The following is a 24984-nucleotide window of genomic DNA, read 5'->3' as shown; positions in this document are numbered from 1 at the left end:
GGACGAGGTCTTCGCGGTCCACGCGCTTCAGCCTAACTGCCCTCGACTTCGCCCCACGGCGCACGCTCCAGCGCGGCCTCGAAGTCCGCGCGCGCGTGCACCGGCTCGCCGTGGGAGACGAGCACGTGCGCGAACGGGAGCCCGAGCATCGCGCGCAGCGCCGGCAGCACGCGCGTGGTGTGGAACGGCGTCGCCCACACCCGCAGCTCGCCCTCCGGCGCGGTCATCCCGTCCGCGAAGATCAGCGCCTGCTGCTCGGGCAGGTAGAGCGGCGTCTCGAGCATGTTGCGCCCGTCGTCGAGCGCGACGAGGCCGCCCGGCAGCACGTCGCCGGGCCGCACGGGCTCCAGCTCGGTGGCCGGGATGTCGTCCTTCCAGAACATCAGCGGACCGTGCGCGCGGGCGCCGTACCAGCGTGCGAACAGGTCGACGTCGCGCACGTGGTCGGGCTTCATCACCACGACGTGGTCGACGTGCCCGATCCGGTCCCACACCGCACCCTCGCGCGGGTGTGGCGCGAGCGGGTCGAGCAGAAGCGACACGCCGCCGGAGGTCACGGCGAACGACGCCACCTCGGGCACCCAGTCGCTGCCTTCCTCCCACGCCGGATGGGGTTGGCGCCACAGCCACAGGCCGTCCGCCACGTCACGCACGTCCACGCTCATGGCGCGGACTCTACGTGCGCGATGTCGCCGAGGGCGCGCCAGATCAGGACCAGGATGAGCGCCGAGCCCGCGAACGCGAACCAGAACGGCGCGGTCACGCCGGCCACGCTCGCCACGATCCCGCCGATCGCCTGGCCGACGAGGATCCCGCCGAACATCGCGACGCCGTAGACGCTGCCCGCGCGGCCCTGCAGCTCGGTCGGCACGGCGCGCATCCGGACGGCGCTCGACAGCGTCCCCCACACGAAGGCCTCCGCGCCGAACACGACCATGATCGCCATCGCCACCCACGCGGTGGTCGTGAGCGCGAGCCCGAGATGCGTGAGCGTCTCGAGGATCAGGACGGCGCGCATCAGCGCCGACAGCGGCGCGCGCCGCTCCAGCCAGTCGTAGCCGAGCGTGCCCGCGATCCCGCCGACGGCCACGCACGTCGACAGCAGCCCGAAGCCCACCGCGCCCAGCCCGAGCCGCTGCGACGCGTAGAGCACGAGCACCGACCAGGCCGCGCCGTAGGTGACGTTGAAGGCGACGATCGTCAGGGTGAGCGTGCGCACCGGCGGGTGCTGCCACACCCAGGAGAACCCCTCGCGCACGTCGCGCCAGATGCGCGCGTCCGGCTCCCCGCGCTCGAAGCCCGGGACCCGCATGCGCGCGATCATCGCCGCCGCGAAGGCGAGCAGGACCGCGTACGCGAAGAACGGGACGGCCGCGCCGGCCGCGAACAGGAACGCTCCGACCGCCGGGCCGAGCAGCTGGTTGGCGGTGAGGAAGCACGCCATCAACCGGGCGGCGCCGATGCCGAGGTCCTCCGGCGCGACGACCATCGGCAGCAGCGTCTGGGACGCGTTGTCGCTGAACACCTCCGCGACGCCCAGCGCGAGCAGCGCCACGAGGGTGATCACGACGTGGCCGCTGTCGACGAGCAACGCGGCCGCCAGCACGACCAGCACGAGGATGCGCAGCAGGTCGGAGATGACCACCATCGCGCGCCGGTCGGTGCGGTCGGCCAGCGCGCCCGCGTAGAGCCCGAACAGCCGCCACGGGAGCCGCTGCAGCAGCGCGCCGAGCGCCACCAGCAGCGGGTCCTGGGTCTGCGACGCGATCAGCAGCGGTCCGGCGGCGACCGTGATCCCGTCGCCGAGGTTGCTCAGCCACGTGGATCCGATCAGCCACCGGAAGGCCAGGCCCATCCGGGCCGGCAGCACCGCTTCGATCAGCCTCCCTGTGCGCACCCGCGCACAGGACTAGCGCGTTCAGCCGGCGGTCGGCGGCAGGTACGGCGCCGTGAAGGTCAGCAGCACGGTCGTCGGGACGTCGGCGCCCTGCAGCTTGCAGGTGAACTTCGCGGTGGAGGCGTTCATCGAGCCGTCGAGCGTCGGCGTGCAGCGGAAGCCCTCGCTCATGTACGGCTTCTGGTACTTGTTGTTGATCCCCTCGCGGACGACCTGCTGGACCGTCGAGCGGCTCCAGAAGTCGCGGACGTTCTTCTGCGGGTTCGTGACCTTGACGGTCGCCTTCACGACGTCCTGGCCGTTCGTGAGGATGCCCTTGTTGACCTTGATGTTGTAGGTGTGGTTCTGGGCGGCCGGGGCCTGCGCGGCGTTGGCGGCGGCCGGGACGGCCGCGACACCCATGGCGCCGATCAGGGCGACGGAGGCGACTCGCTTGGTGATGGTCATGACGGGGCCTTTCCTTGGGGAGGACGTTGCTTGCTGTGTGATGCAGCTTGCGTCCTGCACGCTCCCCACGCCTCCGTACCGGACTACGGAACTGCGACCGGTTCCGTACTGAGGGCGGCCTTGGTCTCCGCGGTGTCCGCGTCCGCGATCACCTCGACGGCGTCCGCCTCCAGCCCGTCCAGCGCCTGGCGCACGACGTCCGCCGGATCGTTCTTGGGGATGTCCCAGCCGGCCATCATGTCCGTGTCCGTGCTGCTCAGGTACAGGCCGGTGACGAGCGTGTCGGGCAGCTCCAGCCGGACGCTGTTGGTGAGGCTCCACTCGGCGGCCTTCGACGCCGCGTAGCCGCCGGCGCCCACGTACGACAGCCACGACAGCCGCGAGTTCACGTTGAGGATCGCGCGGACCGGAACGAACGCACGAATGACGTTCAGCGTGCCGAAGAAGTTCGTCTCCAGCTCGCGCCGGATCGCGTCGAGGTCACCCGTGACGAGGTTCTGGTGGAGGCTGATGCCGGCGTTGTTGATGAGCACGTCGACGTCGGTGGCGACCGCGGCGGCGCGCGCGACCGACTCCGGATCGGTGATGTCGAGCTCGATCGGGACCACACCGGGGAGGTCGATCGTGTCCGGGTTGCGGGCGGCGGCGTAGACCTTGGTCGCGCCGCGCTCGAGCAGCTGTTGGGCGAAGTGACGGCCGAGGCCGCGGTTGGCCCCCGTGACGAGGGCGACGGTTCCGTTGAGTTCCATGCGATTCAGGCTACGCTTGGAAGTGAGCCATTCAATGACTATTAGACGCCGATCAATATCCATATGAATCACGACGTGCTCGAAGACGTGCTGTCGGTCACGGGCGTCCGTGGCGTGTTGGGCTCGCGCATCGATGCCGGCAGCGACTGGGCCTGGCACGCGTGCGAGGTCTCCAGTGCCGCGTTCCACGCCGTGACCCACGGCAGCATCTGGTTCGCCGTCGGTGGTGGTGAGCCGTTCGAGCTGCGCGCCGGGGACATGATCCTCCTGCCCCACGGCACCGAGCACGTGCTCGGCAGCGACGCGCACGCCGTCGCGCACACCTCGTCGATGGCCGAGGACGCGGGCGCCGGCGTGTACCGCATCGGCTCCGGCGAGACCCGCGCGCACATCCTCTGCGCGCATTACGAGTACGACACGCCGCCGTTCACCTCACTGCCCGACGTCGTCGTGCTGCACGGCGCGGACGAGCTCGAGGACACGCTGCGCATCATCGGTCGCGAGCTCACCACCCCGCGCCCGGCCACCAGCCTGATCCTCAACAGCCTCGTCGACGTGCTGCTCGTCCAGCTCCTGCGCGCGTGGCTGCCGACGCAGCCCTCGTGGCTCGGCGCGCTGCGTGACCCCGTGGTCGGCGCGGCGGTCGCGAAGCTCCACGCGGACCCCGCGCGCGAGTGGACGACCGCGACGCTCGCCCGGGAGGCCGCCGTCTCCCGCGCCACCCTCACTCGCCGCTTCACCTCGACGCTCGGCGAGTCCCCCGGCGCCTACCTCACGCGCTGGCGGATGGATCTCGCGGCGCGCCGTTTAACCGACTCCGACGACAGCCTCGAGCAAGTCGCGGCTGCCGTCGGATACACGTCGGTCTACGCCTTCAGCCGGGCGTTCAGCCGGGCCCGCGCGGTCCCGCCGGGGCGGTACCGCGCGGCGGCTCGCGCCTGATCAGCTGACGCCGGACAGGCTCCACATACCGGTGCGGGCGGCCTTGGTGATGTCCGGCCCGGTCGCGCCCTGGCCCCAGAAGTAGTCGCCGATGTTGGTGACGCCGCCGGCGCCGACGTTGCCGATCGAGCGGTAGCGGATGCCGGACGGCTCCTTGATCTGGGCCATCAGCGCCCAGGCGTTGCGGACCGGGAAGGCCGGCAGGCCGAACTGCGGAAACAGCAGCTGGGCGAACGTGCGGCCGGTGCCGCCGTCGACGCAGATCGCGTTGGTGTGGAAGCCGTTCATCATGTGCAGGCCGTTGATGGCGCCGCCCCAGCGGGCGAGCTGGTCCATGTTGCCGTTGGTGTCCTTCAGGACCTGGCAGGACTCGAGCTGCAGCCACTCGAGGTCGCCGTTGCCCCAGTCGGCGTCGGACGGGTTGATGGCGCCGTCGTCATGGGCGTTGTTCTTGAACGTGAAGCCGTTCGGGTTGCCGTGGCCGGTGTACCAGGTGGCGTCCACGTTGTCGGCGTAGGTGGTGTCGGTGCCGCCGGCGGAGACCTTCTTGAAGTCCTCCTCCCAGGCGCTCATGCCGTGCCAGGCGAACGCGGTGGCGATGCCCTTGGACGCCATCGCGTTGCGGAAGCCGTAGCCGGAGTCCTGCGCGCACTGCCACTCGTCGACGGTCTGCGCGACACCCACGTCGACCGGCCCGATCGCGAGCTTGCCGAAGCCGCCGCCGCCCGGGATCGACTCGCCCTTGACGGAGCCGTCGCCCGCGAAGGTCGCGGTCGCGGTGGAGGTGAGGCCGTTGGCGTCGGTGACGGTGAGCGTCAGCGCTTCGCCGACGAGCTTGTCACGGGAGTTGCGGAAGTAGTCGACCGCGGCGCCTTCGTTCTTCTCGATCACGGTCGTCGAGGAGGACCACTTGAAGCGGTACGGGGCGGTCCCGCCGCTCGCCTTGGCGATGCCGCGGACGGAGCCGTCGCCGAGCGCCGCCTCGAACGTCGCCGCCGGCGCGCTGCCCTTCACCGCGGGCAGGAGCAGGTTGGCCTGCGGGCCGTCGCCGCCGATCGGGTTGCAGGTGTAGACGGGGAAGAGCTGCTTGGCCGAGCCGAGGGCCGGGGCGTGGTAGCCGAGCGTCGGCGTGTCCTGGCGGACGTCCTTCCCGTAGAGCGCGGCGCAGCCCTCGATCGCCTCCTTGACGGCGATGATCGCGACGGTCGCGCCCGGCTTGAGCTGACGGCTCGCGCTCGTGAGCTGGGTGAGCTTGCCGTCGGGGCCGTAGGCCGCGCGGAGCTTGGCGCCCGGGCCGGTGAGCGGCAGGCCGCCGAGGGTCTGGTCGAATGACACCGACGTGTCGAGCTTGTAGCTGGCGGTCGGGCGACCCTCGGCGTCCGCGAGGTCGAGCTCGGTGTGGGAGACGGTCGGCGTGGCCTTGGCGACGTCGCCCTTGACGCCGTCGAGCTTGAGCAGGATGTCCACGCCCGCCAGCGCGCGCTCGGCCGGGAGCGGGCGCAGCCGCTTGAGCGCGTCGGTGTCCAGCGCCTGCGACGTCGTCGGGCGGCCGGACTCGTCCTTGCCCGCCGCGATCGTCTTCTGCGGCACCTTCGCGAACTCCGGGCTCGCGTAGATGAAGCTGCCGTCGGGCTGCAGCGCGCCCTCGACGCCGAGCGTGGCGTTGATGCGCTTGGCCTGATCCTGCGTCAGGCCCTCCTGCACAACGTCATAGATCGTGGCCCGCTCGGGGGCGTCCGGCACCGACGCGGAGGCGCCGGAAGCAGCGAGCAACAGGACACCCGCGGCGAGCGCGGGCACGGTCATCCAGGACCGGGAGGACATTGGGCGAAGCTCCTTGGGGAGGGTGATCATCGCCCGACCAGAGCGGGTCGCAACCACCCTGATACGCCCGGTTTCGGCGCACCAAGGTGCCGCCAATGTCGCGCCAAGGACGGCAGCGCATATTTCCGGTGCGGCGGGCGGTTCCCCCCGGATCGCCCGCCGCGTGAATAGCCTCGGTCTAGCCGCGCCCGACGTAGGGCATGCTCGTCGCCATCACCGTCATCGTCTGGACGTTCGCGTCCAGCGGCAGCGACGCCATGTACGCGACCGCGCGGCCGACGTTGGCCACGTCCATGGTCGGCTCCGGCGCGAGCGAGCCGTCGGCCTGCAGCACGCCGCCGCTCATCCGCGAGGTCATCTCGGTCGCCGCGTTGCCGATGTCCAGCTGCCCGCAGGCGATGTCGAACGCGCGGCCCTCGAGCGAGAGCGACTTGGTGAGCCCGGTGACGGCGTGCTTGGTCGCGTTGTAGGCGATCGCCTGCGGCCGCGGGACGTAGGCGGACAGCGAGCCGTTGTTGATGATGCGCCCGCCGCGCGGGTCCTGCCCGGCCATCGCTCGGAACGCGGCCTGCGCGCACAGGAACGAGCCGGTCAGGTTGACGTCGACGACCGCCTGCCACTCGTCGTAGGTGATGTCGACGACCGGCTTGGTCAGCCCGGCGCCCGCGTTGTTGAACAGCAGGTCCACGCGCCCGTAGGCCTGCAGCGTCTTGCTGAACAGCGAGGCGACGGAGTCCGGGTCGGTGACGTCGGTCGGGACCGCGAGGCCCACCGCGCCTCCGATCGTCTCCTGCAGTGGTGACTCTCGGCGTCCGGCGGCGACGACGGTCCACCCGTCGTCGATCAGGGCCCGCGCGGCGGCACGCCCGATTCCCGATCCGGCACCCGTGACGACAGCGATCATGGGTGCCGGATCGTACGCCGCTTCCGGGTTACGGCGTCGTGGTCGCCAGCGTGAGCGTGACCGTCCGCTCGTACGCCCCCGCGCGCAGCGGATCGTTGGCGCCGATGTGCTGCTTGAACGTCACCGTCACGCGGTCGTTGCTCACGGGCGCACTCCAGGTCGCCTTCGACAGCTCGACCGCGAGCGGCGACGCCAGCGTGAACGCGCCGTTGGCCAGGTGGCCGGGGTTGGTGACGCTGAGCGTCGCGTCGCCGGCGGAGGACGTGACCGTCGCGAGCGTGCTCGCGGTGTAGTCCTGCTCCACGCCGGGCGTGAACGGCGCGAACGTGGCGGGACCGCCGAGCGTCAGGGAGAGCGTCGAGGGCACGGTTCCGCGGACGGTCGCGGGCGCGGTGACGCGGGTCTCCCCCGCGGTGACCGGCGCGAACGGGTCGGCCGGGTCGCCGGTCCAGCGCTCCAGCCGCAGCGTCGCGGTCTCGTTGCCGCCGTCGTTGCCGTCCGTCGCCAGGTAGAAGAGCCCCTGGCCGAGCGACTGGATGCCGACGTCGGCCTTCTGGCGCCAGCCGCGGATGCCGGTCGCCGTGTGCTCGAGGCCGTCGGCGGCGAGCGGGACGAGCAGGCCCTGCTCGCTGCCCAGACCCTGCAGCGTCGTCAGCTTGGGCTGCGCGGCCGCGTCGACCGCGAACAGGCCGTAGTTCGGGAACTGCGGCTTGCTGCCGGTGTAGACGCCGAGGAACCAGCGCTCCAGCCACGGGTCGTACTCGAGGTTCTGGACGCCGTAGCGGGTGTTGCCGGTGAACACGAAGAACTTGCCGTCGGGCTCGGCGGGGCCGTCGCGGTGCGGGGCCGACTCCACGAGCGGGTGCTCGAACGCGCGCCAGCCGGACGGGTCGTACTGCAGCAGCACCTGGTGGTCGTTGTCCGTGCGCGACGTGTTCGCGTAGATGCCGTAGGCGACCGTGAGGTAGGACGTGCCGGCGGACGAGCCGAACCGCGGGCCGAACGCGACGCCGTCGATGCCGCTGGAGCCGTAGCGGTGGTCCGGCGTGCTGGCCGTGTCACCGTCGAAGACGCCGTTGCCGTCCAGGTCGGCGGTGTAGTCCTCGACGACCTCCGGCAGGTACACGGCGGAGACCAGCGGCGAGCCCTGCGCGCTCATCCCGACGCGGTCGATCTTGTCGACGTCGAAGATCGCGATGTAGAACGCCTTCGCTGCCTTGTACTCGAGCGAGCCGTAGACGCGCCCGTCGGCGGGGTTGAAGTCCAGGTCGCCGAGGTGGCCGGTGAAGCCGCCCATCGTCCCGACGACGTTGCCGGCGAGGTCCGTCTTGACCAGCAGGTTCGTGAACGAGTAGTAGATGAAGCCCTTGGCCGGGTCGACCGCGATGCCCTGCACGTGCCCGCTCGGCCACGAACCGCCGCTGACCTGGAGCTTGAAGCCGTTGACGGTCGGCGCGCCGCGCATCGTGCGCACCGACGCGACCGGTCCGGCGACGCCCGCGGTGTTGACGGCGCGCACCTTCAGCACCTGCTCGCCGTCGGACAGGCCGGTGAACGTATGGCTCAGCGCGTCCTCACGCTGCCACGCGCCGTCGCCGACCGCGACCTCGTAGTGGCTGATCGGCCCGCCCTGCTGCGGCGCCTGCCACGTCACCGTGGCGGCGTCGGCGACCTCGCTGAGCTTGAGCTGCTGCGGGACGCTGGGCGCGGTCGGCTGCGCGGCGAGCTCGGTGACCTTGACGTCGTCGAACTGCACCGTCGAGTTGTTGATCACGAACCCGAAGCTGCCGCCCGTGCGCCGGAGGTTGGTCGCGGTCATCGCGGTCGCGCCGTCGAGGCTCACGACGAGCTGCGTCCCGTGCACCTCGATCGCGAGCCGGTGGTCCTGCCCGGTGCCGATCGCGGTCGGCGCGGGGCCGACCGGGCTGGACGCGTAGCTGCCGCCCTGCGCCGCCTGCGCGAGCTCCAGGCCGTTGCTCGCGGTCGTGCCGCTGCGGGCGACGAGCACCGCGCCGTAGTCCGCCGCCGCGTGGTAGTCGATGCCGACGTTCAGCCAGCGCGCCGCGTTGGTGACCGTCACGAAGCGCACCGTGGCCTCGAGCTTGAAGTCCGTCGGCGCCGCGGGGCCGAACGCGATCCGGGCGCGGGCGCCGTCCGTCGACGCCTGCAACCGACCATCGACGACCTTCCAGTCGCCGAGCACGCTCGTCCACCCCGAGGGCAGTGTCGAGGCGGAGAAGCTCTCGTCGACGAGCACGCGTTCCTGCGCGCTCGCCGGTGCCGCCGCGACGAGCGCGAGGGCGGCGAGCGCGACGCCCGCCAGTGACCGAATCTGCATGCGCGGCGACGCTATGCACCCGCGTAAGGGGTCTTGGGACGATGCTGTGAACGGGTAAGGGGTGGGGGTGCCGAGCCCGCACCATCCGCCTGATGTAAGGGGTCCGTCTCAGCGCGAATATGACTCTCATGTTCAACCAGCTCACGCGACGCAAGGAGATCCCCGTGACCCACTCCACGCTGCGGATTCGCCAGGCCCGCCAGACGGACGCGGCCGCGCTCGAGCGGCTGGCCGCCCTCGACTCCAGCCAGATCCCGGTCGGCGAGGTGCTGCTCGCCGAGGTCGGCGACGAGCTGTGGGCCGCGCTGTCGCTCGACGACGGGCACGCCGTCGCCGACCCGCTGCGCCCGAGCGCCGACGCCGTGCTGCTGCTCGGCCAGCGCTCCCGGCAGCTGCGCCGGCGCGAGCGCCGCGGGGCGCATCCCCGCCTGCGTTTCGCCTGACCATTCTGGCCTGCGGCGCTGAGCGGATATAAGCTCGGCGCCGCATGTTGTCGCCGTGGGGCCGTGTCGTGGCAATCTCGGCCCTTCTGGTGGTGGGAGGGGCGATCGCCCTCTTCGTCGCGTCGATCGCGTCCACGAAGTCCACGCAGCCGACCTTCGAAGTGGTCGGCGCCGTCGAGACGCTGACGCTCGACGTCGACGACAGCGACGTCGTGGTGGTCGGCGGCGGGCGTCGGGACACGGTCGAGGTCCAGCGCACGCAGGAGTTCGCGTTCGGCCACGCGCCGCGGATCGAGAAGCACCCCGCGGGCTCGGCCTTCGCGCTCCGTGCGCGCTGCCCCGTCTCCCTGCTCGGGCCGTGCAGCGTGGCCTTCCGGGTCGTCGTGCCCGACAACGTCGCGCTCGACATCCGCACCGCCGACGGGGACGTGAGCCTGCGCGGCTATCGGGGCTCGGCGCGGGTCAGCACCGGCGCGGGGCGGATCGAGATCGCGGGCTACTGCGGCAACTCGCTCGACGCCCGCGCGGGCGCCGGGGAGATCGCCGTCCAGGCCGCGTGCGCGCCGCCGCGGATGTCGCTGCGGACGGGCAGCGGCGCGATCCGCGCGGTCATGCCGCCCGGCCGCTACGACCTCGACGCCGAGAGCACGTCCGGCGAGGAGGCCGTGCGCGGGATCACCGCCCGCGACGACGCGCCCTACGTCGTCCAGGTGCTGAGCGCCTCGGGGGACGTCGCGGTCGAGGGCCGGTCGTGATCGCCACGTTCGAGCTCGACCGCCGGCTCGCGCGCGCCGGGCACGCCGTCGCGTACCTGGTGGTGAGCCTGCCGGTGACGCTGCTGGCGTGGCCCGCGGTGGCGCTGCTGGTGATCGGCGCGGCGCTGAGCGTCGTCGGGATCGGGCTGCCGCTCGTGGTCGCCGGGGCGAGCGCGTGCCGGACGCTGGCGAAGCTCGACCGGCGCGCCGCGAACCGCTGGCTGGACGCGCAGGTGCCGCGGTACCCCGGGCGGGTGCGCGGGCCGGGCGGCGCGCTCCGGCAGACGCTCGACCTGCTGTCCGAGCGCGGGCTGTGGCGGATGGCGGCGTTCCTGATGATCCGCCCGCTGCTCGCGCTGGCGCTGCTCGTGGTCGCGCTCACGCCGGTCGCCGTGCTCGCGCTGCTGCTCGAGCTCGGGATCGAGGCGCTCGCGAGCGCATCGCAGGTCGACTACGTCGGCCCGTGGGCGCTGACGCCCGCGCTCGGGGTCGTGCTGCTCGCGTTCTCGCTGCCGGCCGCGGCGCTGACGATCGCGACGCTGGAGACGCTCTACCGGGTCCTGTGCGTGATCACGCGCGCCGTGATGATCCCGCGGGCGGGCGCGGCGGGGCCGGTGCGCGAGATGCTCGCCGAGTCGCTCGGCGACCGCTCGATCACCGTCGCCTACTGGCTGCCCGACCGGGAGAAGTTCGTCGACGAGCAGGGGCGTGACGTCGTCCTGCCGTTGCCGGGCTCCGGACGGGCCTGGACGGCGGTGGAGCGGGACGGTCGGCGCGTCGCGGCGATCCTGCACGACGCGTCGCTGGACACCTCCCACCAGCTCGTCGAGGCCGCCGCGGCCGCGTCCTCGATGGCGCTGGACAACGAGCGCCTGCGCGCGGACCTGCAGGCGCGCGTGGAGGAGCTGCGGCTCTCGCGCTACCGGATCATGGAGGCGGGCGACGCCGCGCGGCGGCGGATCGAGCGCAACCTGCACGACGGCGCGCAGCAGCAGCTCGTCGCGCTCGCGCTGGACCTGCGGATGCTCAAGACGCGCCTGAAGGACGACGCGATCGACGACCTGTCGGAGCGGCTCGCGAGCGCGCTGGCCGAGCTGCGCGAGCTCGCGCGCGGCATCCACCCGGCGGTGTTGACCGACCGCGGTCTGGCGCCGGCGATCACGTCGCTGGCCGAGCGTGCGACCGTGCCCGTGGACGTCGACCTCGACCTGCCCGAGGAGCGCCTGCCCGCGCCGGTCGAGGCCGCGGCGTACTTCCTCGTCGCGGAGGCGCTGACGAACGTCGCCCGCTACGCGGAGGCGATGCAGGCGTGGGTGGAGGTCAAGCTCGAGCCCGAGGCGCTGATCGTGCGCGTGGCCGACGACGGCGTGGGCGGCGTGGACCCGACGGCCGGCGGCGGGCTGCGCGGGCTCGACGACCGGGTCGCGACCGTCGGCGGGACGCTGGAGATCGACAGCCCGATCGGCGAGGGCACGCGGCTGATGGCGAGGCTCCCCCTGTGAGCGCGTGGCGCGCCCGAGCGAGCGAGTCACCCGTCGCGGCGCGGCCGGCCCGCGCGTGGCTGCTGCTGGCCGCGCTCCTCGTCGCGGCCCTCTTCGTGGCCGGCTGCGGCGAGGCGACCGTCGAGCGTGAGCCGACCGTGCGCGTCTCCGGCACGCCCAACTCGTCCCCCGTCCCCGGTGCGCCCGCCCCGGACGGCGCCGTGCGGCTCGCGGTCGTCACGCACGGTCCGGCGTCGTCGAAGTTCTGGGCGATCATCCGCAACGGCGTCGAATCGGCCGCGCGGCGGCTCGACGTGCTGGTCGACTACCAGTCACCGGACGAGTACTCGCTGCAGCGAATGAGCGCGCTGATCGACGACGCGGTCGCGACCAAGCCGGACGGGCTCGTGGTCTCGATCCCGGAGCCGGGGCTGGCGCCGGCGATCCGCCGCGCGGTCCGCGCCGGCATCCCGGTCGTGTCGATCAACTCGGGCAGCGGGGAGTTCCGGCGGCTCGGCGTGCTCGCCCACGTCGGCCAGGAGGAGGACCGCGCGGGGCTCGAGGCCGGGCGGCGGCTGGCCGACGCCGGCGTGCGGCGCGCGCTCTGCATCAACCAGCAGGTCGGCAACACCGGCCTGGATCTGCGCTGCGCCGGGCTCGAAAAGGCAATGCGCGAGGTCGGCGGCCGCTCACGCGTGCTCGCGATCACCGACGACGACCCCGGCACGCCGGACCGGATCGCCGCCGCGGTCGCCGCCGACCGCGCGGACGGCGTGCTCGCCACGAACTCCCTCGGCGGGCTCGCGGCGGCGGACACGCTCAGCGGCGTGAAGATCGGCACGTTCGACCTCGGCCCGGACGTGCTCAAGGCGGTCCAGGCCGGCCGGATCGGCTTCGCCGTGGACCAGCAGGCGTACCTGCAGGGCTACCTGCCGATCGAGATGCTCGCCCTGCGCGCTCGCTACGGGATCTTCCCGTCCCAGGGCGACGTGGTCGCCACCGGGCCGCACTTCGTCACGAAGGGTGACGCGGCGCAGGCGCTCGAGCTGAGCGAGCGTTCGATTCGCTAGGCGGCCTCAGCCGGCGCCTCCGGCGTCTCGGCCGGCGCGTTGGTGTCGGAGTACATGATCGCGCCGTAGCCGCCGGCGATGCCCGCGCCGAGGGCGGCGAGCGCCCACGCGGCGCCCCACTCGCGGCGGTCCAGCGCGAAGCTGCCCGGGCCGCTGGCGGTCACGGCGAACAGCGCGGCGGTCATGACCAGCGGCAGCTCGTAGCCATTGTTCTGACCCCAGACGCCGTTGGGCCCGTGGACCTTGAGCGTGGCGACGGTCATCGAGCCCGTCAGCGCGGCGGCCGCGGCCGGCGTCGCCAGGCCCGCGACGAGCAGCGCGCCGCCCGCCGTCTCGGCCAGGCCACCCGCCGTGGCGTGGTGCTTGCCGGGATACAACCCGACCGATTCCATCCAGCCGCCGGTGCCTTCGATGCCATACCCACCGAACCAGCCCTTGAGCTTCTGGAGCCCGTGACCGATGAAGAGCCCCCCGATTACGGCGCGGAGGATCGCGATGCCGAATCTCATGCCAATAGTCTGGTGCAAATGGCCAAGCATCGTGTCGTCATCGTGGGCGGAGGCTTCGGCGGCCTCCAGACCACGCTGAACCTGAAGGGCGCGGACGTCGACATCACCATCGTCGACCGGCGCAACTTCCACCTGTTCCAGCCCCTGGCCTACCAGGTAGCCACCGGCGCCCTGGCCACCGGCGAGGTCGCGTATCCCCTGCGCTCGATCTTCCGCAAGCAGGAGAACGTCCGGGTGATGCTCGCCGAGGCCACCGGCTTCGACCTGGACGCCAAGCAGGTCAAGCTGCGCACCGCGGCCGGGGACGAGACCATCGGCTACGACACGCTCGTCGTCGGCGGTGGCTCCAAGTACAACTACTTCGGCCACCCGGAATGGCAGGAGCACGCCGCCGAGCTCAAGACGCTCGAGGGCGCGCTGCACATCCGGGCGCAGATCCTGCGGGCGTTCGAGGAGGCCGAGGTCGTCTCCGATCCGGTGGAGCGCGAGCGGCTGCTGACGTTCGTGATCGTCGGCGCCGGCCCGACCGGCGCGGAGATGGCCGGTCAGATCGCCGAGATCGCGCGTGACACGCGGCGCGAGTTCCGCGTCATCGACACGTGGCAGACGCGCGTGCTGCTCGTCGAGGCCGGCCCGCGCGTGCTCGCGGCGTTCCCGCCACGGCTGTCGAAGAAGGCGGCGAAGTCGCTCGAGTCGCTCGGCGTGACCGTCGCCACCGACCAGATGGTCACCGACATCGACGCCGACGGCGTGACCATCAAGTCCGGCGAGGGCGAGGAGAAGGTGCGCGCCGGCACGGTCATCTGGGCCGCGGGTGTGCTCGCGTCCAGCGTCGCCAACAGCCTGGCCGAGGCCGCGGGCGCCGAGCAGGACAAGGTGGACCGGCTGCTCGTCGAGCCTGACCTGACCCTGCCCGGGTACCCCGACGTGCTCGCGATCGGCGACATGGTCCAGGTCAAGGACGGTGATCCGCTGCCCGGTGTCGCGCCGGTCGCGATGCAGATGGGCCGCTACGCCGCGCGCTCGATCAAGAGCAAGCTGCGCGGCGGGACCGCCGGGCCGTTCAAGTACAAGGACAAGGGCAACCTCGCGACGCTGGGCCGCGCGCGGGCGATCGCCGAGCTGCCGCCGGGCCTCCGCGTCTCCGGCTTCATCGCCTGGGTGCTGTGGCTCGCGATCCACCTCTGGTACCTGGTCGGCTTCCAGAACCGCGTGCTCGTGTTCACGCGCTGGGGCTTCAGCTTCCTGACCCATGGCCGCGGGACGCGCCTGATCACGGGCGATGACAAGCTGCCCTAAGCCTCTAGTCGAGCCTTAGTCATCGCGTCTGCCGGGAAGAACGCCTCCAGTGCAAGCTCGGAGACGGTGACGTCCAGCGCGGTGCCGAACGTGGTCCGCGTGGACAGGAACGTGAGGCCATCGATCTTGAGCGGGACGAAGACGTCGTAGTGACCGAGCGCTTCCCGCGGGCCGGGAAGCGCTTCGAGCTCGTCGTAGAGCGCCTGCAGCGCCTCGTCCCCGGTCTGGTCGATCTGGACCTGGAGGTCGGCGAGCAGGTGCGCCCGCCACTGGGCGAGGTTCTCGATCCGCGGCGCCATCCCCTCGGGGTGCAGCGCGCAGCGGAGCACGTTGACCGGCGGCTCGAGCAGGTGCGGGGCGACGCCCTGGATGAGCAGCCCGGCGGCGCCGTTCGCCGCGACGAGGTTGCTCGCGCGGTCGACCACGACGGCCGGGAACGGCTCGTGGGCTTTGAGGAGCTGGTCGATCGCCTGCTTGACCGGTTGCAGCTCGGGGGCGTCGAGGTCGCGCTGCTGGTAGACGGGTGCGTAGCCGGCGGCGAGCAGCAGCCGGTTGCGGTCGCGCAGCGGGACCTCCAGGTGCTCGGCGAGGTGCAGCACCATCTGCTCGCTGGGCTTGCTGCGACCGGTCTCGACGAAGCTCAGATGGCGCGCGGAGACACCGGCCTCGAGCGCGAGGTCGAGCTGGGAGAGACGCCGACGCGTGCGCCACTGCTTGATCAACGGTCCGACGGACACTTACCTCTGAGGTAATTGAAGCACTTACGTCGAGGTGGAACCTTGTCGTCCATGACCAACACCATCACCTCCGTTGTGGACACCTACATCGCGGCCTGGAACGAGGCCGATCCGGAGCGGCGCCGGGCGCTCGTCGGCGAGACGTGGACCGAGGACGGCACGTACCTGGACCCGCTGATGTCGGGCGCGGGCGCGGACGAGATCGCGGCGATGATCGGCGCGGCGCAGGCGCAGTTCCCCGGCCACCGGTTCGAGCTGTCGTTCGGGCCGGACGCGCACAACGACGTCGTGCGGTTCGCGTGGACGCTGACGGCCGGCGACGGCCCGGTCGCGCGCGGCACGGACTTCGCGACGCTCTCGGAGGACGGGCGCTTGCACACCGTGACCGGCTTCCTCGAGACTGCGTAGCCATGCAGCGCTCCGCGGCGGCGGTCGGCAGCTCGGTGTTCTTCGCGGCGGCGCCGGGCGTCGTCGCCGGGGTGATCCCGTGGTGGATCACCGGCTGGGACGGGTCGCCGTCGTGGATCGGCTGGCGCGTGCTGGGCGCGGTGGTGACGGCCTGCGGCGCGGTGGTGCTGCTGCACGCGTTCGCGCGGTTCGTCCGCGAGGGAGTCGGGACGCCGGCGCCGGTCGCGCCGACGCAGCGGCTGGTCGTCGGCGGGCTCTACCGGTGGGTGCGCAACCCGATGTACATCGCGGTCGTGAGCTGCGTCCTGGGCCAGGCGGGCGTGTTCGGCGCGTGGGCTCTGGCGGCCTACGGCGCCGCGCTGATGGTCGTGTTCTTCAGCTTCGTGCGGTTGTACGAGGAGCCGACGCTGGCGCACCAGTTCGGCGCGGACTACGAGGCGTACCGGGCGACGGTGCCGGGCTGGTTCCCGCGAGCACGGCCGGCACGAGTCCCGCCAGCGACGAGCTGACGAAGAGCTGGTCGCCGGGCTCGAGCTGCAGGTCTTGTTGGATCGCCTCCGGCCGTGAGGTGCTCGGCAGGATGCGGCCGTCTTCTCGTGGCGTTAGGCGTACACCGTCGCGCTCGATGATCACGCTCGCCCAGGCCGCTTCGAGGATCGTGCCGTCGCCGTCGAGCAGCAGCGCGTTGCCCAGTGGTTCCAGCAGCGCACGGTCGCGCCACTTATGGGCGCCGAGGCCGCCGGGCAGCGTGTACGGCGTGAGCACGATCGGCAGCGCGCGCGGCGCGATCGGGCGGGTCGTGACCGTGATCTCCCCGCCCGGCCGGTAGTCGATCCGCACCGCGCCGTCGAAGTCCGGCACCTCGATCTCGGGCAGCTCCTCGCCGTACAGCTCGCGGACGCTGCTGCGCAGCCGATCGAGGTGCGCCGCCAGGTTCTCCCGCCCGCGCAGCGTCTCGAACACCCCCAGCCCGGGGTCCGGCCGCCCGCTCACGAGCGGCGCGGAGAAAGATAAAGGACCTGGGCCTTTAGGTTTGACAATTGTCCCGCCGATCGCCGCGACGAGGGGGCGCGCCTTGACGAGGCACTCCTCCAGCTCGGCGTGCGGGTCGGAGTCGGCGACGATGCCGCCGCCCGCGCCGAGCCAGAGCTGGCCGTCCTTCGCCTCGAAGGTCCGGATGGCGACGTTGAGCTCCAGGCCGGCGTGCGGGCTGACGTAGCCGATCGCACCCGTGTAGACCTCACGCCCGGTCGACTCGAGCTGCGAGATGACGTAGAGCGCCTGGACCTTGGGCGCGCCCGTGACCGAGCCGGGCGGGAAGGTCGCGCGCAGCAGGTCGGCGTCGCCGTGCTCAGGGGCGAGCGTGGCGTGGACGTCGGACACCAGGTGCCAGACGCCGCTGTGCGGCTGCAGCTCGGGCGCGATCGGCGCGCGGACGCTGCCGTACTCGGCGACCCGGCCGAGGTCGTTGCGCATCAGGTCGACGATCATCACGTGCTCCGCGCGGTCCTTCTCGGAGTCCTGGAGCGCGTCGCGATGCGGCGCCGTGCCCTTGATCGGCCCCGTGGTGACCGCGCGGCCTTCCCGGCGCAGGAACAGCTCGGGCGAGAGGCTCGCGATCCCGCCCCAGGGGGTGACGAAGCACGCTGCGTACGCGGGCTGGAGCTGCGGCTGCGCGGCGGCGAACAGCTCGGCGACGTCGCCCTGCCAGTCGGCCTCGAGGCGCAGGCACAGGTTGGCCTGGAAGATCTCGCCGGCCGAGATCCGCTCGACGCAGTCCGCGACCGCGGCGACGTGGCCGGCGCCGCCGCGCAGGGAGAACGCCGCGGGTGCGGGCCGGGCCGGCTCCGGCGCGGCCGCGATCAGCTCACGCAGGCGCGCCATCGGAGTCAGGTCTCCGGTGAGCGTCTCGAACCACCACTGGCCGTCGGCGTCGCGGCGCAGTACGTGGTCGTAGAACGCGAGGTGCGCGTCCGGGAGCGGAACGGGCCGTGGCGGGCGCGGCGGGACGCGCTCGACGTTGGCGCCGAGGCCGTAGCCCAGCCAGCCGAACCAGCCGCCGCCGACGACCGCGTCGCCCTGCGGCTCCGGGAGGTCCTCCAAGGTCGCGAACGGGTCCGCGGACAGCAACTTGGTCGGCGCGCAGCCGACGATCGCGCCCCCGCCCGCCCAGCGGCCGACGAGCGCGAACGGCCACGGCTCCTCGCGCAGTGCGAGGAGCACGGTCTCCGGCGGCAGGGAGCAGTCAAAGGGGACCCGCACCCGGGCTACGTTACGAGGCATGACCGAGCGACTGGCCACGGGCTACCGCGACTTCGCCCGCCATGAGGCCCGCCGGTCCACGCTCTACGCCGAGCTGGGCGCGGGCGTCGCCGAGGACGCCGAGCTGCTCGGGTGGCTCGACGGGCTGCCGGTCGGCAAGCGCCAGCCGAACCTCGTGTTCGCCGCCTACCGGCTCGTCGCGGGCACGCCCTCGGGCTGGGCGGAGTTCGAGACGACCCTCAAGGACCGGCGCGACGAGATCGAGGGCGTGATGCTCGAGCGGCGCACGCAGACCAACGAGGCCGCGCGGTGCGCGTTCATGCTCCCGCTGCTCGCCGCGTTGCCACAGCCGATCGCGCTGCTCGAGGTCGGGGCGAGCGCCGGGCTGTGCCTGCTGCCCGACCGCTACGGCTACGACTACGACGACGGCGCTTGCCGGCTCGGCGCCGGGCCGCCGGTGCTGGCATGCCGCACCGAGGGGTCTCCCCCGCTCCCGCAGGCGCTGCCGGAGGTCGTCTGGCGCGCGGGGCTCGACCTCGACCCGATCGACGTCTTCGACGAGGACCGCGTCCACTGGCTCGAGCTGCTGATCTGGCCCGGGATGGAGCACCGGATCGAGACGCTGCGCGCCGCGGTGGAGGTCGCGCGCCGCGACCCGCCGCGGATCGTCGAGGGCGACCTGACGACCTCCGACCTCGACGCGCTCGCGGCCGAGGCGCCGCGTGACGCCACGCTCGTGATCTTCCACACCGCCGTCCTTGCGTACGTGCCGCGTGACGGCCGCGCCGCCTTCCGGGAACGAGTGGACCGGCTCGGCGCGACCTGGCTGGCGGCCGAAGCGCCGGACCTGCTCGACTTCGAGCCCCACCCGAACCTGATGGCACTCGCGCGGGATGGCGAGCGCGTGGCCATGGTCGACGGCCACGGCGGCTACCTCAGCTGGGGCTGAGCTCCTCCGCGAGCAGATCCATCAGCAGGCCGTCGTGCCAGCTGCCGTCGGGGCCGCGCTCGTAGCGGCGCATGACGCCGACCGGCTTGAAGCCGAGCGACGCGTAGGTCTTGATGGCGTGCGTGTTGGCGGCGGCCGGGTCGATGATCAGGCGGTGGTGGCCGCGGGTGTTGATGAGCCAGTCCGCCGCGAGCCGCAGCGCCTCGCGGCCCAGCCCGCGGCCGTGGAACTTGGGCGCGAGGAAGATGTCGAGCCCGCCGTGGCGGTAGTCGGGCTCGTCCTCCTCGTACCAGCCGAGCCAGCCCGCGACCTCGTCGTCGACGACGATCGTGAACGCGTCCTGGTCGTCGACCGTCGGGTCGGTGCCCCACCACCGCCGCACCTCGGGCAGGGCGATGATCGCGTTCAGCGGCGCGACGTCGTGGTCGGTCAGCGGCCGGAGCGTCACGCGCTCGCCGTGCAGGATCGGATCGGTGTCACTCATGTATCGCCTGGGATCGGGAAGACTCTCGTTAACGATGCCAAGTGCAACGACGATGCTGACCGTCTACCAGCACCAGGTGCGGGCCGCCCGCGGCGCCGGCCTGGCGGGCCTGGACGAGCAGGCGCGCCTGGCGGGCACGATCCGCGCGCTGCTCGACGTCGTCAACGACGACCACGACCCGCGCCAGTGAGCGCTCAGCTGTAGCGCTCGCGCCGGGCGGCGTCGACGAGCCGCTCGACCTCGCGGCGGCGCCGCGCGACCTCGTCGTCGACCTCCGCCTGAAGCCGCGCGCCGTAGTCGTCGGCCTCGCGCTCGGCGTCTCTGAGCAGCGCGTCGCGCCGCGCGGCGACCTCGCGCTCGGCCGCCGCGATGAGCCGGTCGCGCTCGGCGTCGATCGAGCCCGCGTGCTCGCGCGCCGCGGCGACGATCCGCGCGGCGTCGTCATGCGCCGCGGCCAGCCGCGCCTCACGGTCGGCGTCCACGCCGGCGGCACGGTCACGCGCGGCGTCCACGAGCCGCGTGCCTTCGTCACGCGCGGCGGCGAGCGCGGCCTCGCGGTCCGCGTCGATGGTGACGGCGCGGGCTTGGGCGGCCGCGACGAGGCCGGCGGCCTCGTCGCGTGCGGCGACCAGCGCCGCCGCGCGGTCCGCGTCGGACGCGACAGCGCGATCGTGGGCGGCGGCCGCGAGTCGCGCGGCGTCGTCACGTGCGGCCGCGACGAGCGCCGCGGCCTCCTCGCGCGCGGCAGCCTGCGCGGCTTCGCGGTCCGCGTCGAGGGTTGCGGCGCGCGCCTCGGCGGCGGCAACAAGGCGCTCGGCCTCTTTGCGTGCGTCGGCCAGCGCGGCTTCACGGTCCGCGTCGATCGTCGCTGCCCGGGCTTGGGCGGCGGCCACGAGCGCCGCGGCCTCCTCACGGGTCGTCGCGAGAACGGCCTCGCGCTCGGCGTCCAGCGCCGCCGCGCGGGCCTCAGCCGCAGCCACTCGCTCGTCCGCGTCGGCGACCCGCGCGTGCGCGGCCGCCAGCAGCGCGTCGCGTTCTTCCTCGGCCGCGGCGACACCCGCCGCACGGGCCGACTCGCGCAGCGCGTGAGCCTCCGCGCGGGCGGCCGCCAGGTCGGCGTCCACCTTCAGGCGGGCGCCCTCGAGCGTGGCCTCCGCTTCCAGCCGGGCGCCGCGCGCCTCTTCGGCGAGAAGCTCGGCCTCCTTGCGGCGTTCGCCCGCCAGGCCGCGGTTGAACATCTCGGAGATCAGCTCGAGGTGTCGGTCCACCTCGTCCGGGTCGTAGCCGCGGCGAACCGAGCCGAACGTGCGCTGCACCACGAAGACCGACCGTGAATCCATCAGGGGACCACGATAGGAAAGCGGGCCGCGAGGAGGCCCAGGCCGAGGCCGCTGATGACGAGTCGCTCCTTGCGGTTCGCCAGCAGGCGCTGGGTCCAGTCGACCAGGCCGCCGTCGCCGATCGCGTAGCGGACGCCGGCCGCGTCGGTCACGCAGACGCGCAGCATCGGGCCGTCGTAATAGCCGAGGCCTTCGGGACGGTGCAGGTCGAACCGCGCCCCCGGCAGCGCCGAAGCGAGCCGTTGCAGCTCGACGGGAGCGTCGCCGGGGAACTCGTCGACCAGGGACGACTCGACCGGGTCGTGCGCCCGACCACGCATGCCCTCCAGCCGGGGCAACCGCGTGTCCGACAGCTCCACCTCGCCGTCGAGCCCAACGGCCGCGAGGAGCCGCAGCTGCACCCGGACGTGCTCGGCGAGCGCGGCGACCTCGAACCCGTGCTCGGCGGTCGCGCGCCCCGCCGAGACGAGCCCGAACAGGCGGAAGTGCGGCGTGTAGCCGGGCTTGTCGCCGAGTGGCTGCAGCCGCAGCACCCGCCCGACCGCGCACAGGCGCACGGTCCCGGTCTCCCCCGCGCGTCGGCGCAGCGCCGCTTCGAGGGCGAGCGCCGCGGTCGGGTCGGCCAGCACCTCGGTGTTGCGCACGGTCGAGAGCACGTTGTTCTGGGCGATCCCGCCGAGCACGGCGTTGGTGCCGAGCGGCGCGACCGGCGCCAGCTCGACGGCTTCGAACCCGCGCGCAGCGTCCAGCGCGTGCCCGTCCAAGGCGTGCAGCACCCGCGCGTCCGACGCCTCCGGCCGCACGGTTCCGTCGCGTCCGGCCTGCGCCAGCAACCCGGCGGGATCGCGCCGCGCGGCCTGCCCGCTCGTCGCCTCCAGCAGCACCGAGCGCAGCGCCGACGGCGCCATCGCGGCGAGCGCCTCGGCCAGGCCTGGCAGGCCGGCGTCACGCTCGATCCGGGCCAGGAGCTCCGACATGGCCCGAGTGTGGCAGCGTTCTCACGATGCTGCAGGACCCCGAGCACTGGATCTGGGACAGCTGGATCGCCGACGACGGCGAGCGCTACCACCTGTTCTTCCTGAAGGCCCCGGCCGCGCTGAAGGACCCGACGCTGCGCCACGAAGCGGCGGTGATCGGCCACGCGAGCTCGACCAACCTGACCCACTGGGACGTGCACGAGGACGCGCTCCGGCCGGGTCCGGAAGGCGCGTGGGACGACCTTGCGCTGTGGACGGGCTCGGTCGCGCGCGGCGAGGACGGCGTGTGGCGGATGTACTACACGGCGATCAACACGGGCCGGGGCTTCACGCTGCGCGACCAGCGGATCGGCCTCGCCGAGTCCGACGACTTGATGCGCTGGCGGCGGGTCGGCGACGGGCCGCTCGTGTCCCCCGACCCGCGCTGGTACCGCACGCACGATCCCGAGACGGGCGCGAGCGAGACGTGGCGTGACCCGTTCGTGTTCGTCCACGACGGCGTCTGGCACATGTTCATCACCGCCCGCGCGACGACCGCGCCGCGCCTGAGCGACGGCGTCGTCGGCCACGCCACGAGCCCGGACGGTCGCGTGTGGGAGCTGCAACCGCCCCTCACCACCCCCGCCGGCTTCGGGCAGCTCGAGGTCATGCAGCTCCGCCACGTCGGCGACGAGTGGCTGCTCGTGTTCACCTGCCATCCCGACGAGCAGAGCGAGAGCCAGCTGCTGTCGTTCGGCAACTTCTCGACGTGGATGGTCGCGGGCGAGTCGCCGCTCGGCCCGTTCGACCTGTCCCGCGCGAAGCCGTTCATGACCGACCCGAAGCTGTTCGCCGCGCCGCTCGTCCAGACCCGCGACGGCGAGTGGGTGTTCATCGGCTTCCGCAACACGGAGCCCGAAGGCGTCCTGAACTTCCACATCATCGACCCGCTGCCGCTCGTACCCCGTTGAGCTCGTCGACGACGCCGAACAGGTCGCCGCGGCGGTAGAAGTTCACCGCGACGAGGTTGGGGACGTGCCCGCGGACCCGCGTGCATTCCCGGGCGCGGCGCAGCAGCGGACCGTGCGCGTTGACGCGCTCCGCGTTGGCGGGCAGCGGCGCCGGGTCGGTCGTGATCCAGTGGTTGAGCAGCAGGAGCGGCGCGCCGGGCGTGCCGCGGTTGGGCCGGCAGGAGTCAGGCGTGGCGAGCTGCTGCGGGTGCTTGAACGCGTACGGCGTCTCCTGCACGACGCCGTCGTAGGCCGCGCGATACCAGGGCGCGCCGCCCGCGTGATGCTCGGCCAGGAGGACCAGCCGGCGGTCCGTCTCGACCAGCTCGCCGAGCGTGGGCGGCGTGCCGGTGGGCGTCCACACGAGCCGTTCGAGGTCCGCGCGACGGACGGCGGCGACGAAGTCCGCGGGCTTGACGTAGTCCTCGTTGATGACGACCACGACCTCGCCCGGATGCGTGACGAGGAACGCGCGCAGCGTCGCGAGCGCCTCGTCGAGCGGCGTCGCTCCGAGCTCGCACAGCGTGTGGCAGAGGAAGATCCCGCGCTCACCGGGTCCGCGGAACCCGGCCCGCTCACGCATCCGGAGCGCCGCCGCGCGCGCCTGCGGGCCGATGTCGTCGCCCGTGAGGTCGGCGAGCCCGGCGTCGAGCTCGGTGCGTACGCGCCCGTTCGCGAGCCGGTCGCCGTAGTGCGTGTCGATCAGTAGCCCGCGCACGCCGTCCGCGAGCTGGTCGGCGATCGGCGCGTCCTGCTCGGCCGAGAACCAGCCCGGCTGGATCGCCGACATCGAGTTGTGCGTCGCGGGCAGCACGACCTGGTCGAGCCGGCGGTCGCACAGCTCCCGGTGCCCGTTGCACACGCCCGCGGGCTCGGCGGCGTCAGCCCTGGCACCACCGCCGCCGAGCAGCGCCGCGACGCCGGCCCCGACGAGGAGCACGGCCACGCCGGCCGCAGCGAGCGCACGCACTCCTGATGCCCGCAGATCAGGGCGCGGCGCCTGCACGCGCCGCAGGATCGCCACGACGCCGAAGTACACGAGGACGAGCCCGCCGACGCTGGCGACGACGGTCAACGCCGCCCCCGGTCGCAGGAGCACGAACACGCCGAGCGCGACGAGCACGGCGCCCCGACCAGGCCCGAGCGGCCGCCGCACGAGCCACGGCCAGCGGGCGGCGAGAGCCGCGACCCTGGGGTCCGCGGACGAGCCCGCGCCGTGGACGCCGGCCGCGACGGGTTCGCCCGCGCCGGCCGGACCCGGCTCGCGGCGGAGCGTGGCCGCGGCCGCGGCGGTCACGGCGCCCGCGCCCGCGAGGAGCCAGGCCCAGGCGTTCAGGTCGCCGAGGAAGTCGTCCCAGACGGCGGTCGCCGCCGCGCGGTCGGTCTCGCCCGTGACCTTGCCGAGCACGTAGCCGCGGGCCGCGGCGGCGCCGAGGATGACCGCGAGGCCGGCCGCGGCGGCGCCCGCGCCGAGGCGGAACACCGCGCGGCGGCGGTCGCGCGCCAGGCCGAGGCCCGCTCCGGCCAGCACGAGCACGAGCAACGGGAGCGCGACGGCCAGCTGGCCGAGGTCGCGCGCCGACCGCGCGAGGTCGCCGGTCCGGGAGCCGACGTCGATCACCGGCACGTGGCCGGTCGCACGCACGTGGCGGGCCACGCCTGGCGGCGCATGGCGCAGCCCTTCGGCGACGATCGTGCCCGCGTCGGCGACGGTCAACGTCGCGGTGGACTCCTGGCGGCCGAGCAGCGCGCGGTGCACGTCGACGACGCCCGCGCGGAACACCTGCCGGAACGCGGTGCTGCCGACGATGTCGGCGGTCGCGGTCTCGATCAGCGGCCGCGCCGCCGTCAGCTCGCTCGCCCGCTCGAGGACGATCCGATCGGTCACCTCCTGCGCGACGACCGCGCGCACGTCGGCATCGGCGAGCGTCGCGGACGCGCGATCGGCGAAGCGGTCCGCGTCGAGCAGCGCGTGCTTCGCGTAGCCGGCGACGAGCGCGGGCACGAGGACGACCGCCGCGGCCACGAGGCACGCGGCGGAGAGCACGGAGCGCGGCGTCATGCCGGAAGGACTCGCGGGTCGGCGACGGCGCGCCGCCGCGGACACACGCGCGCCCCGCAGGCCGACAGGGCCGCGCCGACGCGCAGCGGGGCGACGGCGCGCGGCCGCGAACACGGGT

At 73.1% G+C, this 24984-nt stretch carries 24 protein-coding genes and 1 pseudogene; 11 read left to right on the top strand and 14 right to left on the bottom strand.

All coding sequences use genetic code 11. The features are described 5' to 3' along the window. Positions 1-32: 32 nt before the first annotated feature. The 4 genes from OJ997_RS03965 to OJ997_RS03950 form a co-directional block, all read right to left on the bottom strand. Complete coding sequence (locus OJ997_RS03965; protein WP_270023717.1) at positions 33-665, bottom strand: MBL fold metallo-hydrolase; 633 nt, start codon at positions 663-665, stop codon at positions 33-35. Further along, positions 662-1855, bottom strand: a complete 1194-nt coding sequence (locus OJ997_RS03960) for an MFS transporter (protein ID WP_272599342.1) — start codon at positions 1853-1855, stop codon at positions 662-664. Before OJ997_RS03960 ends, OJ997_RS03965 begins: the two co-directional genes overlap by 4 nt. A 63-nt stretch (positions 1856-1918) precedes the next feature. Continuing rightward, a complete protein-coding gene (locus OJ997_RS03955; protein WP_270023715.1) occupies positions 1919-2344 on the bottom strand; it encodes a hypothetical protein in 426 nt (141 codons plus the stop codon). A gap of 83 nt (positions 2345-2427) precedes the next feature. Further along, positions 2428-3093: an SDR family oxidoreductase gene (locus OJ997_RS03950; protein ID WP_270023714.1), complete on the bottom strand. Its 666-nt coding sequence runs from the start codon at positions 3091-3093 to the stop codon at positions 2428-2430. A 63-nt stretch (positions 3094-3156) separates the two neighbouring features. On the opposite strand from OJ997_RS03950, the gene OJ997_RS03945 reads away from it, so the two are divergent. Continuing rightward, entirely contained in the window at positions 3157-4035 is an 879-nt protein-coding gene (locus OJ997_RS03945) for an AraC family transcriptional regulator (protein WP_270023713.1), read from the top strand. On the opposite strand, the gene OJ997_RS03940 is transcribed toward OJ997_RS03945, so the two are convergent. From OJ997_RS03940 to OJ997_RS03930, 3 genes are all read right to left on the bottom strand, one after another. After that, positions 4036-5859, bottom strand: coding sequence for a DUF6345 domain-containing protein (locus tag OJ997_RS03940; protein ID WP_270023712.1), 1824 nt, complete (start codon positions 5857-5859; stop codon positions 4036-4038). It lies immediately after the preceding gene. A gap of 178 nt (positions 5860-6037) precedes the next feature. Next, positions 6038-6763, bottom strand: coding sequence for an SDR family oxidoreductase (locus tag OJ997_RS03935; protein WP_270023711.1), 726 nt, complete (start codon positions 6761-6763; stop codon positions 6038-6040). Between the two features lie 28 nt (positions 6764-6791). Further along, the gene (locus tag OJ997_RS03930; protein WP_270023710.1) at positions 6792-9101 is read right to left on the bottom strand and encodes a 3-keto-alpha-glucoside-1,2-lyase-like domain-containing protein; all 2310 of its coding nucleotides are present in this window, start codon (positions 9099-9101) and stop codon (positions 6792-6794) included. A gap of 128 nt (positions 9102-9229) precedes the next feature. Between OJ997_RS03930 and OJ997_RS03925 the strand changes: the two genes are divergently transcribed. The 4 genes from OJ997_RS03925 to OJ997_RS03910 all read left to right on the top strand — a co-directional run bounded on the left by OJ997_RS03925 (position 9230) and on the right by OJ997_RS03910 (position 12850). Continuing rightward, positions 9230-9544: a hypothetical protein gene (locus OJ997_RS03925; protein ID WP_270023709.1), complete on the top strand. Its 315-nt coding sequence runs from the start codon at positions 9230-9232 to the stop codon at positions 9542-9544. Between the two features lie 68 nt (positions 9545-9612). Further along, positions 9613-10299: a DUF4097 family beta strand repeat-containing protein gene (locus tag OJ997_RS03920; protein WP_270023708.1), complete on the top strand. Its 687-nt coding sequence runs from the start codon at positions 9613-9615 to the stop codon at positions 10297-10299. Next, a complete protein-coding gene (locus OJ997_RS03915; RefSeq protein WP_270023707.1) occupies positions 10296-11801 on the top strand; it encodes a sensor histidine kinase in 1506 nt (501 codons plus the stop codon). Before OJ997_RS03920 ends, OJ997_RS03915 begins: the two co-directional genes overlap by 4 nt. Then, the gene (locus tag OJ997_RS03910) at positions 11798-12850 is read left to right on the top strand and encodes a substrate-binding domain-containing protein (protein ID WP_270023706.1); all 1053 of its coding nucleotides are present in this window, start codon (positions 11798-11800) and stop codon (positions 12848-12850) included. The genes OJ997_RS03915 and OJ997_RS03910 overlap by 4 nt, the downstream gene beginning before the upstream one ends. Here the strand turns inward: OJ997_RS03910 and OJ997_RS03905 are convergent. After that, complete coding sequence (locus OJ997_RS03905) at positions 12847-13359, bottom strand: DoxX family protein (protein WP_270023705.1); 513 nt, start codon at positions 13357-13359, stop codon at positions 12847-12849. The two genes, OJ997_RS03910 and OJ997_RS03905, sit on opposite strands and share 4 nt — an antisense overlap. Before the next feature lie 18 nt (positions 13360-13377). Here OJ997_RS03905 and OJ997_RS03900 point away from each other — a divergent pair, with 18 nt between their 5' ends. Continuing rightward, positions 13378-14658: an NAD(P)/FAD-dependent oxidoreductase gene (locus tag OJ997_RS03900; protein WP_270023704.1), complete on the top strand. Its 1281-nt coding sequence runs from the start codon at positions 13378-13380 to the stop codon at positions 14656-14658. Here the strand turns inward: OJ997_RS03900 and OJ997_RS03895 are convergent. Next, positions 14655-15395, bottom strand: coding sequence for a helix-turn-helix domain-containing protein (locus OJ997_RS03895; protein ID WP_270023703.1), 741 nt, complete (start codon positions 15393-15395; stop codon positions 14655-14657). The genes OJ997_RS03900 and OJ997_RS03895 overlap by 4 nt on opposite strands. Before the next feature lie 51 nt (positions 15396-15446). On the opposite strand from OJ997_RS03895, the gene OJ997_RS03890 reads away from it, so the two are divergent. Together OJ997_RS03890 and OJ997_RS03885 are read left to right on the top strand one after the other, a co-directional pair. Further along, entirely contained in the window at positions 15447-15803 is a 357-nt protein-coding gene (locus OJ997_RS03890; protein WP_270023702.1) for a nuclear transport factor 2 family protein, read from the top strand. A 2-nt stretch (positions 15804-15805) separates the two neighbouring features. Next, positions 15806-16312 (top strand): methyltransferase family protein, encoded by a 507-nt coding sequence (locus OJ997_RS03885; RefSeq protein ID WP_270023701.1) that lies wholly within the window; start codon positions 15806-15808, stop codon positions 16310-16312. Between the two features lie 31 nt (positions 16313-16343). Here the strand turns inward: OJ997_RS03885 and OJ997_RS03880 are convergent. After that, a pseudogene (locus tag OJ997_RS03880) lies at positions 16344-18086 on the bottom strand (aminodeoxychorismate synthase component I); the annotation flags it as partial. Here OJ997_RS03880 and OJ997_RS03875 point away from each other — a divergent pair. Then, complete coding sequence (locus OJ997_RS03875; RefSeq protein WP_270023700.1) at positions 18085-19014, top strand: DUF2332 domain-containing protein; 930 nt, start codon at positions 18085-18087, stop codon at positions 19012-19014. The pseudogene OJ997_RS03880 and the gene OJ997_RS03875 overlap by 2 nt on opposite strands. Here OJ997_RS03875 and OJ997_RS03870 read toward each other — a convergent pair. After that, entirely contained in the window at positions 19001-19498 is a 498-nt protein-coding gene (locus tag OJ997_RS03870; RefSeq protein WP_270023699.1) for a GNAT family N-acetyltransferase, read from the bottom strand. The genes OJ997_RS03875 and OJ997_RS03870 overlap by 14 nt on opposite strands. A 34-nt stretch (positions 19499-19532) precedes the next feature. Here OJ997_RS03870 and OJ997_RS03865 point away from each other — a divergent pair, with 34 nt between their 5' ends. Continuing rightward, positions 19533-19688, top strand: a complete 156-nt coding sequence (locus OJ997_RS03865) for a hypothetical protein (protein ID WP_270023698.1) — start codon at positions 19533-19535, stop codon at positions 19686-19688. Positions 19689-19692: 4 nt separating this feature from the next. Here OJ997_RS03865 and OJ997_RS03860 read toward each other — a convergent pair whose 3' ends face one another. Further along, the gene (locus tag OJ997_RS03860; RefSeq protein ID WP_270023697.1) at positions 19693-20838 is read right to left on the bottom strand and encodes a DivIVA domain-containing protein; all 1146 of its coding nucleotides are present in this window, start codon (positions 20836-20838) and stop codon (positions 19693-19695) included. Further along, on the bottom strand, positions 20838-21815 hold the full coding sequence (locus tag OJ997_RS03855) for a hypothetical protein (protein WP_270023696.1): 978 nt from the start codon (positions 21813-21815) through the stop codon (positions 20838-20840). The genes OJ997_RS03860 and OJ997_RS03855 overlap by 1 nt, the downstream gene beginning before the upstream one ends. 26 nt (positions 21816-21841) lie before the next feature. Between OJ997_RS03855 and OJ997_RS03850 the strand changes: the two genes are divergently transcribed. Beyond that, positions 21842-22765 (top strand): glycoside hydrolase family protein, encoded by a 924-nt coding sequence (locus OJ997_RS03850; protein WP_270023695.1) that lies wholly within the window; start codon positions 21842-21844, stop codon positions 22763-22765. Here the strand turns inward: OJ997_RS03850 and OJ997_RS03845 are convergent. After that, complete coding sequence (locus tag OJ997_RS03845; RefSeq protein ID WP_270023694.1) at positions 22734-24866, bottom strand: phosphoinositide-specific phospholipase C-related protein; 2133 nt, start codon at positions 24864-24866, stop codon at positions 22734-22736. The genes OJ997_RS03850 and OJ997_RS03845 overlap by 32 nt on opposite strands. Between the last annotated feature and the right edge of the window lie 118 nt (positions 24867-24984).

It is taken from the genome of Solirubrobacter phytolaccae (assembly GCF_027587195.1).
Classification (GTDB): domain Bacteria; phylum Actinomycetota; class Thermoleophilia; order Solirubrobacterales; family Solirubrobacteraceae; genus Solirubrobacter; species Solirubrobacter phytolaccae.
The sequence above is the reverse complement of the archived record's forward strand: the minus strand, read 5'-3'. Positions and strand labels throughout refer to the sequence as shown.